A 14,762-nucleotide genomic window follows, 5' to 3' on the forward strand; every position below is an offset into this window, starting at 1 on the left:
GCTGTCAACGGTGGGCGCAGCCCATTCACTTGCCGTTGACTGGCTCGGCTGGGTTTGATATTTTTGAATGGTAATTGCAGATTTAATTCTTACGACTATATCCAATGGTGCTTATTATGAGGGAAATTCCAAAAATCAAAATTGCCGCTATCCCTGTGATTAGCACATATGAATGAACAGAATTTACCATAGTAGCCATTCCCGGTCCATCTTCAAAATATTTTACAAAGTAAAACATTGGAATTACCACAATCAAGCCCATAGTTTGCGCAGAACGAAAACCAAACCAATAAGTTAATGGCAAGCAAATTCCTGTCCATAATAATGGGATAATAATTGCTGCTGCAATCGAAAATAACCAGATAAGCATATCAAAGTTTTGAAAAATTATGCTGGATAAACTATTGAACGCAATGCTTCCCAAAATGCTGATTGCAACAGTATATATTACGGAAACATATTTACTTGCAACAACAGTAAAATTGCTTATCGGCATAGCTAATTGATATTTTTTCCAGCTTGCCTTTTCATCACTTGCGAAACTCATAATATTTTGCATACCGATTGTCATGGCAAACATAACGGAAGCAAATAAGCCAGCATAAATTCCAGCATTGAAAATAAGCAGAACAATAGCTGCTGCTGCAATCAGAATAAGTTTCTTATCAATACTCTTGAAGAAAATGGATATGTCTTTATATATCAATCCTCGCATGATGTACCTCCTTTAACATAGAAAAGCATAATATCTTCTAATGTGGCATTATCCACAATGATGTTTTTGTATTTTCGTTTGAATGCTTCCTTGTCATGAACAAGACACTCCACGCTCATATTTGTAGTTCGGTGTATGATATAATCATCAGAGGAAAGCTGTGCAAATTTTTCTTTTCCGCACTTTGCCACGCCATAATTATAAACAAGATTATCCTTCTGTTCCTCGAAAATGATTTTTCCCTGATGAATTAAAATCACATAGTCTGCAATTTTTTGTATGTCCGAAGTAATATGCGACGAAAAGAAGATAGAGCAATCTTCATCTTGGATAAATTCCAAAAATAGGTCTAATACTTCATCACGCACAACGGGATCGAGACCTGTTGTTGCTTCGTCCAAAATCAACAGTTTAGGTCTATGTGCTATAGCACAAATGATAGACAACTTCATTTTCATGCCTTTAGAAAATGTGCCAATCGTTTTCTTGGTCGGGATTTTGAATTTTTTCAAGTATCGCGAAAAAAGGTCACTATCCCATGTCTTATAAACTCCTTTCAAGATTTTTTCAATATCTGCGGTTGTAAACACATCATGAAAATTACATTCATCAAAAACAACGCCAATATTTTCTTTGACAGTTGGAATTGTATGGTCTATTCCAAAGACTTGTATCTGTCCGCTATCTTTGTTTAGTTCATTTAATATCAGATTGATAGTAGTGCTTTTTCCTGCACCATTCTCGCCAATAAAGCCTACAATCCTGCCTTTAGGGACTTTGAACGAAACATTGTCCAAAGAAAAATCTTCGAATTGCTTGCATAAATTCTGCACCAAAATGTTGTTATCCATGCCTGTCACCTCTCGTTATTCCTCGTAAAATAGTTTTAGAATATTCGTCATTTGCCCAAGACTAATGCCATGTGCTCGACCAATTTCTGCGACCTTTTGTAAAAGTTCTTCAGCAATTCGTAACTGTTCCTCTTGAATAAATTCCCTATTCTGTGATGCTACAAAACTGCCTTTTCCAGATACAGTTTCTATAAATCCATCTCTCGTTAAATCTTCATATGCTCTCTGAACGGTAATAACACTGATATGTAAATCTTTTGCTAAAGCTCTCATAGAAGGGAGGGCTTCGCCAGCAGATAATGTGCCGTCCATAATAAAACTTTTTACTTGCATACAGATTTGTTCGTAAATAGGCTTATCACTGCTATTACTTATGATAATCTCCACTTGCTCACCTCGCCATGTGCACTTATCGTAATAAGTGTACTTATTCGATAAGCACAGTATAGGCGGTTTGTGTGAACCTGTCAAGAGAAAAGATGTAAATACATTCGGAAAAGCGAGTGGCTGTCTATCAAATTCTTGTATGTTACTTTACCGCACATGAGCATTATGTGTGGTCTTGGATCCAGATGATTCTGGTTCCGTTTTTACAAACCAGTTACTTAATCACTTTTCTTAAAAAGGCAAAAAAATAGAACGTATAGATTATTTCCATACGCTCTATCTCACATTTCATATTAAATTTTTGAATTCTACAAACTTGAAATTGACATAACTCACTTAGATTGCTTATGCCAAGCATATAAGTAGATAGCAAGGAACACTCCCGCAAAGCAACTAATGATTATGCCTGCAATCAAAGCAGGATAATAACTTGTAATCACTCCTGTATCTGCTGTTATGATGAAGATAATACCAATAACGAATGCTATAACATAGATAATAGGCATAAACTTTTTCATAAAATCACCTCCTAGTCAACTCCAGATTTGTTACTCACATGATATTTCATTGAAATGATAACGTTTAGGATACAACGAAAAGTGAACCCTTATGTACTTGAAGAATCTGAAATACGATTCCTCCCTGTAAATACCAATCTGTTCAACAAAGCAATTAAAATTTATTCTTCTCAGTGGTCTTAATATATAGTTTATCAAAATATAGAAGAAATGAATATATATTTTCTTTTAATACTTTTCTAAAAAAGCTTTATTTTATCACTCTCCAGTCACCGGACGCATCATGGAAAGCAGCTCTTTCCGGTAATGATCGGCCTTTTCCTGATTGCCCTGTTCTTTCCGTACCATCTTTGTGATTCCCGGATACTGTCCCGGGAAGCTTTGCAGCATGATACCATCTCCATAGATCAGGTAAACATCTCCGTCTGTCATATCTTCCTCTGTCAGCTTCTTTCCATTCTCATCCGTAAGCTTATCCGGTATCGTTCCGGAGAAAATCGTGTCCGTGTCCAGATCCGCAAAATACCAGCTGTTATCATCTGTATGAAAATACACTGCTGTCATCGGCTTTTCCCCGCATCCCGCCAGACAGAACATAACAAGTACCGCCAGCATCACGATCCATTTTTTCATTATTCCACCTCCTGGTCTCTGTCAGTATTTGATTATTTCGACTTCGCACCGTGCTAGCACCATGAAAAACATTAATATTACTGACTTCTACAATGTTTTTTATCTGGCACTACCATTAGTGGGAGATTTTTGATATAAATTTAATTGATCGTTGGAAGTACTTCCATAACCTGATCAATCACTTCCACAATTCTCTGTATATCCATATTTTCTTTTACATCAGAACTATCATTCACGTTCAAACCATCTTGCCAGTCCTGGACAATAGATACTGCCGGGATATTCACTAATGCAAACGGATAATGGTCACTGTTGGTTGCCATTGTCAGGAAAAATCTGTCACTGGGTGTAAATAGTTCTGACATACTGTTTTTATTTAATTCTGCCAGTTTTTTCAATCCCTCATCATCATATTCCGCATTGTCTGGTCTTTTGTTTCCTTCGATCATCGCCATATAACCCAGATCACTTTTTTCTGCAATAGTATCAATATTTATTACTCCGATGATCTGTTTCCGCTCGTCCTCCGTCAGCTTACCAACATACCATCTTGAACCCAGCATATATTTCTCTTCGCCCGAGAACAGGATGAATTTTATATTATACGGTATCTCTGTATCTTTTAAAATCCTTGCCAGTTCAAGCACTGCTGCCACTCCGGAACCGTTATCATTGGCGCCCACCGAATCTTCTGCACTGTCATAATGGGCACTTATGATCAGATTTTTTGTAGTATCAATGGATGAGTTTTTTGTCACAATGATATTTTCACCAATGCCGTCAACAATTGCATTCTCGGCTGTTGATGCCAGAAACACATCCGCCTGCGAGGAATGCCTTATTGCATTCTCATTGTTTTCATCGTTATATTCGAATTTCTGGTATTCTATATTGTCATATCCCAGATTGCCAAAATATTTACTAATATATTCTTTTACATTCTGTATTGCATCAGAATTTATTGGACGCGGTTCAGAAGTGATTTCATCGATGATCTGTTCAATATTCTGTTCCAAAGGCTCTATTATTGTACCGTTCTGGGTAACACTCTCCGCCATTGTCTGAATTGGTGCTATTAATGATATAACCATAATTAAGGCAATTGTAATTTTTTTCATTTGTGAGCTTCCTCATTTTACCAAGTATTAATCAGTATCTTTTATCCAATAACTTTCCATGCAGAACCATAGGCTACAACGAAAGCTTTTTTCCATACCATAAACATTATCATTTAAATCTCAGATTTTGAAAAAGGGACAGACATTGATAAATTCACTTAGTTCCATTCTGGGCTATGTACGGAACATTACAACCACATGATCAAAAAGCAGTAAATCTGATATTCAAATGTACATTGTGATTCTTTTTTTTACAAAATTAGCTTTTTTATCATTTATGTTATCAACTGATACTATTATACCATGAACTGCATCACCAACCAAGTGTTCTTTTTTGCTTTTACAGCGTTCGTACAGTGCTTTTACAATTCATTGCATATCTGTAAAGGAAAGAGACTTCTTGCTATATATTATGTTAAATTCCTGAAAGTAATTTCTTTGCGTTCTCCAGGTTATTCTTTCCATTTATTTTTAGATATACTTTACTGATTTCAGAAGGCTCTCCTATTTCTCTGCAGAGATCCTGTGCCTGGGAAATGGGTATGTAGATTTCGTTGCCTTCTGTTACTACAGCGGCTTTACAGGGCATATATGAGGTTTGCGGTTCTCTTGCGGAATTGCCGGATAAAGTGGTAAGATCATCCGCGGCTTTGGAAGTATCCTTCTCTTTTTCATCCAGGGAATAAAAAATATTCAGGTTTTCACCCATCTCTAAAAATTTTTCCTGTTGTTTTTTTGAAATGGCATGATTATTATAGTCTTTCATATCCCGTAGGGAACCATTTCCCAGCAATAACAACGGCATCTTCCCCAGTTCATTCTGAGTTGGATTTTTTCCAAACGCATTCATATCAATTCCTGAAAAAGTCGTTGTTTCCGTATAATCTTCAATTTTGATGACAACCGGGACTTCTATGACTGGCCAGATTTCTTTTATACCTTTTATCTTCTTCGCTTTCTGCAAAAAATCTTCATCATAAGCCAGATCTCCAAGTGGGAGCAGCACAGTAAATTGCCGTTTTTCTTCTTTCATGCCTGCCAGCAGCATTCCTAATAATGTAAGTATCAATGCCAGCAGAAGTATGACAAATAAGGTAAAGCTGTCTATTTTTTTTCTTTTCAATGAGAAGCCGCCTTTCTCACTTCTTCGAGAAGGATATTTTTCTTATGAAGCTTTCTGACCAGAATCAGGATTATGGAAATAAGCAGTACTGCAACAACTGCAGCTATGGAATACCACCAGTTATTGGTTTTCTCCTGGTCATCTTCAACCTTTAAAGACTTTATCTGGGTTTCTTTGATTTCAGAATCAAATTTCATTTCTTCCTCGTATGATTTGCCATCTGCATCCTCATACGTAAGAATTAATTGACCTGCACATTTTCCTGTTTTTCCTTTTACATATATGCGAAGACTTCCCTGGGATAAATCTCCGGCCTCTATGGTCCCTAAGAATGCAGTATCGTTTGAGCTTAATTCATCAGCCTTTAAGCTGACACTTGCATTGTAAATTTTGTCTCTTCCGAGATTCATTGCTTTTACCGGGATCTCTACTGTATCCATAGTGTACAAAACAGATGGAATATCTGAAGCTTCCAGCTTAACACGAACCGGTTGGATGATCTGAAAAGACAGTAATTCTGTACCGGTAGTTGCCGTTGCTTTCGAATCTTCATAATCCAGAGAAAAAGTAATGACAGCCTGGCCAGGATCACAGTTTTCTGTTATAGTAATCATCTGTTCCAAAGTAATTGCTTCACCAGGAGCCAGGACTTGTACATAAAAAGAGTTTTTCTCAAATTCGATTCCTTTGTTCTCTGTAGAAAGGGAAATTTTTAAACCAAATACATTTTGACTGCAGCTTTTATTTCGAAATGTCAGCGACATTTCTGTTGTAGAACCAGCCTCCAATCGTCCACCTGAAAGATTGCTGTCTTCTAATAATACCTGCGGTTTATGTAATATTTTTTCACTTGATGAGTCTGATGTTGAATTACCTCCTCCCCCACCGCCCGAATACCCTCCGTTGTCTATAACCGGATCTGTTATCTGCGGGGCGTCACCGTCTTCCGGATTATCACTGTCTATTACAACATGAAAAGGATTCGATTTAGAACCATCACCAAAGTCATCTCCTGATGTAAAAATATCCGGATCCGGATTTTCTTTATCGGTATCAGCTTTATCAGGAGTCTTTTCATCCTCTGCCGGAGGTTCGGTACTCGTAGAATCATCCTCTTTTTCATCAAGGGTTAACGAGTTGTCATTCTCATAAGATACGGACGGATCTGAGTCCGTAAATCCTTCTTCAGCAGATGTAATCTCCGTGTTTTGAGGCTCTGTGGCAAAAACGGTAGCTGGAAGAAATATTATTGTCGTACACAATACTAATGCCGTTTTTACAAATAAATTTCTCATTATCAGGCAGTCCTTTCTCTTAAGATTCCTCCATCCATTTCATATACGTGGTCACATAAGATTCTGATGTCCTCTTCATTATGGCTTGCCAGCAAAATGGTTTTTCCTGCTGCTTTTAAATCCAGCAGCAGTTCTCTTATTTCTTCCACGCCATGTTTATCCAGTCCATTAAACGGCTCATCCAGGATCAAAAACAGAGGATCTTCCATAATGGCCTGTGCAATACCAAGGCGTTGACGCATTCCAAGGGAATATTTTCCGACTGGTTTCTTCATGTCCGGATCCAATCCTACCCTTTTTAAGACTATGCGGATATCGGCCTTCGAAATCCGGCCATTCATGTCTGCCAGGATCTCCAGATTTTTAAAGCCCGTATATTGTGTAAGAAAACCGGGAGTCTCGATAATAACTCCAAGACTTTCAGGAAAATCCACATCATGGCCTATTTTTTTTCCAAATACAAAAATAGTGCCCGTAGTTACAGGGAGAAACCCACAGATGCATTTCATAAGAACGGTCTTTCCGGAACCGTTATTTCCAACAATCCCATAGACGTTCCCTGTTTTCAAGGAAAGATTTACTTCCTGTAACACGATGTCTTCACCGAAACGTTTGGTCACGTGTTCTATTTTTACGCAGGTGTTCTGCATCATTCCACTTGCTCTTTGCGGATCACAGGCCAGATTAAATGTCCCTTCAGATTTCTTCCAATCTTCCATATAAAACACCTCCCAGAATTCCCAGCATTACTAATAAAAACAACAGTAGAAATAGCCAAAGTCCTATTTTGTCCGGTCCCCAATTTTTATCAGCCAGTATCCATTCTACTGGATAAAACCATATCTGATTTTTAAAATAGCGGTCATGAAGAATAATTCCGAAATAGAAGCTTACAAAAGGGATTCCATATACCATGTAAGCAGAATCCCATAAAATCCCGCAGCTTCCACCGAAAGTACTTATGATACTTCCGATAAGTCCTGTCCGGAATGCCTTCATGAGCAAGTCCAGAAGTGCTTCTTTCTGAATAGCACCCTGTATCTCCAGCGGATAGAACACAATAAAATTGATAAAAAGTACCGTTAGTATAGCTAATGTCCAGACCATAAAACCAGACATCATAATAGAAAAGACTTTACCTTCGACATACTGTCTGCGGGTCGTTCTGGGAAGTATCTCCTTTAAAAATCCACTTTTATATTCTTGCAGAATGGAATCACTCCATGGCAATACGGCCGCTACCGGAATGGCAAAAGATACTGCCTGACTTTTTAAGGAACCTTCCAGTATACTGATAAAAGTACCACATGCCAGTGCTTTTTTTAAGCTGGGATAAGTCTGGCCAATGGCGATGGAGATGCAGGCTATCAGCCATGCTGCCAGAAAATTCTTATTAAATAACATACGTTTTGTTTCACCCCACACAGGTATTCCCCCTCCCGATCATGTCTTTTCTCCAAGAAATTCAAAGGTATATTTTTTCATCCGGTTAATTGCAAAAACTGCAAGAAGAACTAAAATACCCAGAAAAAACATGTAGGAATGCGTGATTTTCGGGAGCAATGGGTCATAACCTAAGTTATGTTTTCCGTATACTGCCTGGTTCAGAGGACTGATCCAGCAGATTAATACATTTACCTGATACATTTCGTATTTTTCTTTATGTAAAATTGCAGCCAGTACTTTCGGGTCCAATAAAAAACCAAAAACACTGTAAAGAAGGCCAAAAATCATCCCCTTAGTCTTCCCTTTATAGAGATTTCCTACAAGGATTACAAAGCTTAAGGTCAGCGAATAACAAAACAGAAGGAAGAAAACCTGCAGCATACAGCCATAGGGTGAGATACTTTCCATGACCCTTACTGTAGAAGGGACCTGCAGGTTTTTTCCTAATTCTGAATAACCAAGCATGGCCGCAGTTTCGCTCCACAGGTTACCTGGATAACTCTTTTTCATACACAGCACGGCCGTAAATAACAGCATCAAAACCGTATATAAAACAGTTACAAGAATAACATAAATGAATTGACCTAAAAGCCATTTCCTCTTGGTTGTCCGGGTCAGCTGGTATGGAGTAATAGGTGTCATCTTCGGCAGGTCAGAAAACATAAGAAGCAAGAGCAGCGAACTGGACAGTACTGCTATCCCATCCCCAAATGTCCAGATAAATGGCTCAATGGCCTGTACCGGTGTATCGTAGGTCTCCATTACAACCATGATTCTGCCTGTAAGTAGAAAACTAAGTACAAATTCTAACAGAAATATAAAAATAACTTTGGGATTGCGTAAAAATCCGAAGAAATTGTACCGTACAATTCCAAATACCTGCCTCATGTCAGTAACCCAAATTTCGGTCTATAATACTGCCATCCACAGCATTAATGGTAAGGAAACTTTCATTCGGAGTTTTTATGGTATTTGATTCTGTTTCTCCGTTATATTCACTTTCTGAAGTCATGCTGCCGAAAAAATCCCAGACAGGGATCATAATACCTGTGTGTGCGTCAGTAGACGGCTCATATATTCTGGCATAACCAAGAACGATCCGATCAATATTATAGACCCTGGAATTTTCATATTGCATATTATCAGCGTTTGTTACCACCATCATTTTTTCATAAATTTTCATAACCTCGCTGAACGAAAGAAGATTTAAATTCTCTGTCTTTATTTTACCAATTGTGTAGGGATTTGAATAAGTCATGCTTTCTATGCCATCTTTATCGACATAGAAACAGAGACTTTCATAAGACCATGTTTCCATTGTGCTGTCCATATCTTCCAATGCCCCACCGTCTGCAATTGTCTGAGTTACCGGCACACCATTTATGGTACGTGCATAATCAATTCTATATCCATTTCCAAAATTACCTGAACTATTATCGCCTTCAAAACTTTTGCACACCGCGTAATTCCAGTTAGAAAACTGCAAATCTGTGATGCCCATTTTTTCAACTTTTTCCTTTACAAGTTTTTTTGCTTCATCCAGGGACAGCCCGATAGATTCTTCTGTGGGTTTTTCTTCCTCTTCAGAATATCCGTAATCACACCACATTGCATCCTCCGGTATTTTTTCCCCATCCTTGTTTGCTGCTTTCTTGATCTTGACTAACAAGGTATCGGAGCCATCGAAAGATATTATATAGTAGTATTGTGAATCGTCTGGCATTTGTGCAACACAATTGAAATAATTTCCGGCAACAGGTTTTGCTTCTGTCAGGGTTTTCTTTTCCGGAGCAGTTTCGTATTCCTGTTCCCATGTCTCAATATCTTCATAGATATCATAGACATAATTTCCATCATCGTCTGTTCCATAGTTATACGGATCCAGGTTTCCGTTTGCAACGTCTTCTTTTAGTTCATCCAGAGTTTTTTTAATTTCATCCTTTGTCTTCACATAATAACTATCTATGGTATAAAGTTTTGCCTCTGAGAAGAATGCGTTTGTAATACGGTCGAGAAGCTCCTGGGGAACTTCTGCCGCGGTGACAGAAATAGCAGATATCTTTTCCACTTCCGGAATTTCTACGCTTGCATCTGTATTTACCACGAGCTTGGCACTGTCATCTTCCACATGGCTTTTATAATTTTGAGGAGCATCGATGAGATTCCTGATGGTTGTCTTTGAATCTGAACCGTCATCGTTCTTGCTTTCAGATGCTTCTCCTTTAGAACCGCTAACATCATCCGCTTCCGTATAGGCATCTACAGCCTTGCTCCCCTTCGGCTTTACCAAAGAAGAGTCCGGGGTCTGTGCGCATCCTGTAAACATTCCAATACAAAGCACTATTCCTGCAAATTTTTTTATGTTTTTTCTCATTTCTGGTAATTTCTCCTTTCTAAGGTTGTTATAAGTATATCATCGAGCATTACACCAAATCTTTCGCGATTTGTAACTGATATGTAAACGTTAGTGTGATTACCAGAAAACAGAGACGGTAGTTCCTTTTCCCGGATTGCTTTCAATCTTCAGTTGGAAATCGTGCAGTTCTATAATTTTCTGACATAAAGAAAGACCGAGTCCTACACTTCCTTTTGCCCTGGAACGAGATTTGTCTACCATATAAAATGGTTCCGTCACCATTTCCAGATCCTCTTTCGGTATTCCCTTTCCAAAATCCTGAACCATCAGATGGTCTGGGGTTGCCTCAAGCACAATTTTAGATTCTTTCCTGGAAGCTTTGACTGCATTATCAATTAGATTTGTCACTACACTTATCATTAAGTCCTGATCAAACTTCTTTACCAATTCTTTTGGTTCACAAAATACATCAAGAGAGATGTTTTTTTCTTGAAGCCTGCAATCAATGAGTTCTTTTACTTCTTTCAGGAAGTTATCCACCTGTATTTCAGCTGGATTGAATGAGTCTTCCGAAGCCTCGTAGAGTCCGGTTAATTCCAGCATTTTTATAGAAAGTCTTGAAAGCCTGCGACATTCATTTTCAATATAAATAAGAGCCTTCTCCTGCCTTTCCGGGGTTAGGCGCACAGTAAGCAATGTATCTGCATAGCCTATGATTGCAGTCATTGGGGTCTTCAGCTCATGAGCCAGACTTCCAATAAGCTGTTTTTGTGTCCGGTTTATGTTAGAAAGACTTTCAATTTGTTCCTTTATTTTACCTGTCATAAAATTAAAGGTTGCACCTACCTGCGCAAGTTCTGTATTTCCCTCTGACGGTACTTTAAAATCATAAATACCTTCAGAAACAAGAAGCGTAGCTTCTCTTAGGCTTATAAGCGGCGCTGTGATTTTTCGAAGGCTCAAATAAAGGACAATTCCCATCACCACGATCAAAGATAAAGTAAATCCACCAGTCTGAAAAAACAGCAGATGACTTTTTTCTATTACATCTGTTATATCTTTATAAGTAACAATCTGATATCCCATATTTACATTGCCATAGTAAAATAACAAAAGTGTCCTTCCATTTATCTGACTGATCATAGGGCCATGACCGTCACTGTTGCTGCCATGATCCACCATGTTTGCCTTACTTTTACATAATTCTCTTAACTTTTTTACGTCGAATTCATAAACAGTTCCATTATAGGTCATTTTTCCATCAAGATATAAAACCGCGCTGTCATGAAAAACCTGCCGAAAAGCATAAGTAACTATTTGGGGGCGCATTTCGTTGTCGGCATTCTGTTTCTGATTGTCAGAAAGGCTTGTTTTATTTTCAAACTGTAAGATATTTGTTCTGAATATACTGCTTTCATAACTGTTAATATTCTGTATACTCTGATTTTTCCAACAATAAGTGGTATAGAGAAAAATCCCTGACGATACCACCAAAATGATACATGTAGTCTGAGAAAAGATCTTTATTAAGAGTTTCATAAATCCACCTCAAGTCTGTAACCGATTCTGGGAATTGTTTTAATCTTATCCTGCCAGCCAAGCTTTTTCCTGATACGACCCACATGTGCATCCACAGTTCTTGTTTCTCCGCAGAACTCTTCATTCCACAGTTCCTGCAGAATCTGATTCCTGGTCAGTGCTTTATTCGGGTTTTTGGCGAACACCATGAGGCAGTTATATTCCATTGGCTTTAAATAGATTTCCATACCCATTTTTGTAACAGTACGACTAGCAGTATCAATGATGACATCACCAATTTGAATCTGTTCTTGTACAGTGCCATTACGTTCCAGTACTTTTTCAAGACGGACCATCACTTCCAGCATTTCAAATGGTTTTACAATATAATCTTCCGCACCGTCTTTTAATCCCTTTATCTTGCTCGCGATATCTCCCTTTGCGGTAAGAAATATTACGGGGATTTCATACTGCTTCAGTTTCGGTAACAGGCTATATCCGTCTCTTCCGGGAAGCATGATATCTACAAGTGCACACTGAAACGCATGATCTTGAATAATTGCTTCATATGCCTCATTTCCATCCAGATATCCTACTGTTTCATACCCTGCAATCTCCAAATTCATACATAGCAGGTCATTGATTGACATTTCGTCTTCTATCACAAGAATTCTTGCCTTCATGATTATTACCTCACATGTTTTTATAAATATCTTTTCACAGGTTAATTATACATTAAATTCTATATCGCAGTTGTAACTGATTTGTAACAGCAAAAAAGGAAACCAAAACCATTCTGTGAGAATAGTTTTGGTTTCCATACGTAGCCGGATTCCTTTCATTTACCTTTATCAGATCGTATCATTCAAATCACATCCACTGATGATGCGATTCCATAAGTTCTCCCGCTTGTCCATTCCTTTGGTAAAATAGGGAAGTCTTTCCTCTTCCAGCTCTTCCAGACGAAGCACATTTCCATTCAGATAATTGTCAATCCGGTATCCTGTACTTTTAAGTCTTGTAATTACGCCACCAATTTTTATATCCAGAATCTCATAACCAAATGGCTTTGCATCGTTCATCCAGATTTTTTCTCTTGATGATTTCATATCTGTCAGATTGCAGATGATTCCAGGAATAACATTCTGACTGATATCTTTCAACGCTGCTCTGTCCGATCTGTCATATGCTGATTTTATACACATGCCCAAATCGGCTTTATCAGCTAATACCGCCGCCAGTTTTTCATAAAATGAAAATAAAAGCTGATATTTTCCTGTTTTTTTTGCACATTCCTTCATACATTTCTGTATGTTTTGGTAGTAAGATTTTGTATTGACACCTGATTCTTTCACATGATAATCAAAAATGCCTAACATTGGATCCTGGTATAACAGATATTTTGAAGGATTTTGAGCCTCTTTATTCTGTTTCGTATTTAAGAATAAGGAATCAAAATTGTCAAGTGCCATAAAATCATCAAATTCCCCGCCTGTGCAGTTCCTGAACTCCTGCTTAAGGATTGTTTCGTCATAGTCTCTGTGAAAATCAAGGTGTGCAAAAAGTACAAGTCCCGGAAGCAAAGCATCCACCGGGGTTTCTGCACCATTATCCATCCATGCTGTACAGAGCACCTCTTTTATATTGTATTTTTTACAAGTAAAAAGAGCTGCTTTGGTACACGCATAGGTCTTAGAATAATTGGGGGAAATTCCGTTCCAAATCCAAGATCCTCCTGCAAAAATAACGTTATCCGAAAGCTGCGCATGGATATCCAGCATTTTTTCATAGGTTCTGGTATCATCATGATAATAGTCCCAATATACTAATCCTAGATCTTTTTTCGGTTTTTCCCATTTGGAGCAGTCCGTGTTTTCGGGCAGATCATAGTATCCGCCTGTAGAATTTGCTGTAATGTACATGTCACTCCATATCATAGGCTTTAATTCTAATTTTCTGCAAATATCTACGACCCTGTTACAATGTTCCCTGATTATCAGTGACCCTTTTTTATATCCATTTTCTTTTAGATAATTTCCAAGTCCCAGCATGACAGCCTCATCCATTCCAAGATGTACCCTGTTGGTAGAAAAATTCTCTTTTACTGAGCTGAGCAGCTTTTCAATAAACTGATAAGTTTCCTCTTTTTCAGGCTGGAGAATATCCGCAGAATCACGAATCTTATCCATTCCCGGCCACTTCAGCACATTGTGCAGATGAGCCAGGGTCTGAATACACGGAACAAGCTCTACCCCAAACATGGAAGCGTAAGCATCCAGCTCTTTTATTTCGTCCTTGGTGTATTTTCCGCGATAAGCTCCAAAATAAGGCTGCCCTTCTACTTCATAGGTATCTTCTGTATAAAGCATGAGTACATTCATTCCAAGTTTTGCCAGTGTCTTGATCAGGAATTTCACCTTTTCAACTGTAAATACAGCATTTCTGGAACAATCCAGCATAAGACCGTTTCTTTCAAAACAGACATGCTCTTGATATTGAAATTCATCTTCTTCCATATGATGTATGGCATAATTAAGTGCGCGGTAATAATGAGATATTTCCCGACAGATGATATGAATCTGGTTTTTTCTTTTATTGATCAATATTTCTGGTCTGTCCTGAAATTTAACAAACAATTCTATGTTTTGGTTGAAACCGTCATTTTCAGCCAGCAGTATTTCAGTACCTTTTTTAATAGTATTATATTCTTTCTTATCAGATGAAAAAACAATGTTCATAAGTATTCCTCTTTCTTTAGGAATTCTGCTCTTCTTAACAAATCAATCTTTTTTAGCAAAGCAT

General features: G+C 38.0%; 15 protein-coding genes. All 15 read right to left on the bottom strand.

Annotation, left to right across the window (positions count from 1 at the left end; genetic code table 11):
* Positions 1-82: 82 nt before the first annotated feature.
* Positions 83-715, bottom strand: a complete 633-nt coding sequence (locus GT674_RS02960) for an ABC-2 transporter permease (protein ID WP_161284356.1) — start codon at positions 713-715, stop codon at positions 83-85.
* Positions 703-1,566: an ABC transporter ATP-binding protein gene (locus GT674_RS02965; protein ID WP_161284358.1), complete on the bottom strand. Its 864-nt coding sequence runs from the start codon at positions 1,564-1,566 to the stop codon at positions 703-705. Before GT674_RS02965 ends, GT674_RS02960 begins: the two co-directional genes overlap by 13 nt.
* 15 nt (positions 1,567-1,581) lie before the next feature.
* The gene (locus tag GT674_RS02970; protein WP_028087677.1) at positions 1,582-1,953 is read right to left on the bottom strand and encodes a GntR family transcriptional regulator; all 372 of its coding nucleotides are present in this window, start codon (positions 1,951-1,953) and stop codon (positions 1,582-1,584) included.
* 332 nt (positions 1,954-2,285) lie between these two features.
* Positions 2,286-2,471, bottom strand: a complete 186-nt coding sequence (locus GT674_RS02975) for a hypothetical protein (RefSeq protein WP_055066323.1) — start codon at positions 2,469-2,471, stop codon at positions 2,286-2,288.
* 258 nt (positions 2,472-2,729) lie between these two features.
* The gene (locus GT674_RS02980; RefSeq protein ID WP_055066324.1) at positions 2,730-3,104 is read right to left on the bottom strand and encodes a hypothetical protein; all 375 of its coding nucleotides are present in this window, start codon (positions 3,102-3,104) and stop codon (positions 2,730-2,732) included.
* A gap of 140 nt (positions 3,105-3,244) precedes the next feature.
* Entirely contained in the window at positions 3,245-4,222 is a 978-nt protein-coding gene (locus GT674_RS02985; protein ID WP_227190737.1) for a M28 family metallopeptidase, read from the bottom strand.
* Positions 4,223-4,637: 415 nt separating this feature from the next.
* Positions 4,638-5,345, bottom strand: coding sequence for a hypothetical protein (locus GT674_RS02990; RefSeq protein WP_242858927.1), 708 nt, complete (start codon positions 5,343-5,345; stop codon positions 4,638-4,640).
* The gene (locus GT674_RS02995; protein WP_161284360.1) at positions 5,342-6,640 is read right to left on the bottom strand and encodes a hypothetical protein; all 1,299 of its coding nucleotides are present in this window, start codon (positions 6,638-6,640) and stop codon (positions 5,342-5,344) included. The genes GT674_RS02990 and GT674_RS02995 overlap by 4 nt, the downstream gene beginning before the upstream one ends.
* A 2-nt stretch (positions 6,641-6,642) precedes the next feature.
* Positions 6,643-7,293: an ATP-binding cassette domain-containing protein gene (locus GT674_RS03000; protein WP_044925097.1), complete on the bottom strand. Its 651-nt coding sequence runs from the start codon at positions 7,291-7,293 to the stop codon at positions 6,643-6,645.
* A 43-nt stretch (positions 7,294-7,336) separates the two neighbouring features.
* Positions 7,337-8,065, bottom strand: a complete 729-nt coding sequence (locus tag GT674_RS03005) for an ABC transporter permease (RefSeq protein ID WP_242650130.1) — start codon at positions 8,063-8,065, stop codon at positions 7,337-7,339.
* A gap of 18 nt (positions 8,066-8,083) precedes the next feature.
* Positions 8,084-8,857, bottom strand: coding sequence for a hypothetical protein (locus GT674_RS03010; RefSeq protein ID WP_242872571.1), 774 nt, complete (start codon positions 8,855-8,857; stop codon positions 8,084-8,086).
* 118 nt (positions 8,858-8,975) lie between these two features.
* Positions 8,976-10,460: a DUF6034 family protein gene (locus tag GT674_RS03015; RefSeq protein ID WP_161284362.1), complete on the bottom strand. Its 1,485-nt coding sequence runs from the start codon at positions 10,458-10,460 to the stop codon at positions 8,976-8,978.
* A 99-nt stretch (positions 10,461-10,559) separates the two neighbouring features.
* Positions 10,560-11,981 carry a sensor histidine kinase gene (locus GT674_RS03020; RefSeq protein ID WP_161284363.1) on the bottom strand — a complete coding sequence of 474 codons (1,422 nt, stop codon included), beginning with the start codon at positions 11,979-11,981 and terminating at the stop codon, positions 10,560-10,562.
* A complete protein-coding gene (locus tag GT674_RS03025) occupies positions 11,978-12,643 on the bottom strand; it encodes a response regulator transcription factor (RefSeq protein WP_005423065.1) in 666 nt (221 codons plus the stop codon). Before GT674_RS03025 ends, GT674_RS03020 begins: the two co-directional genes overlap by 4 nt.
* A gap of 168 nt (positions 12,644-12,811) precedes the next feature.
* Positions 12,812-14,698 carry a beta-N-acetylhexosaminidase gene (locus tag GT674_RS03030; RefSeq protein WP_161209483.1) on the bottom strand — a complete coding sequence of 629 codons (1,887 nt, stop codon included), beginning with the start codon at positions 14,696-14,698 and terminating at the stop codon, positions 12,812-12,814.
* Positions 14,699-14,762: the final 64 nt, after the last annotated feature.

Origin of the sequence: Blautia sp. BIOML-A1, assembly GCF_009883055.1 — a bacterium.
GTDB lineage: Bacteria > Bacillota > Clostridia > Lachnospirales > Lachnospiraceae > Blautia_A.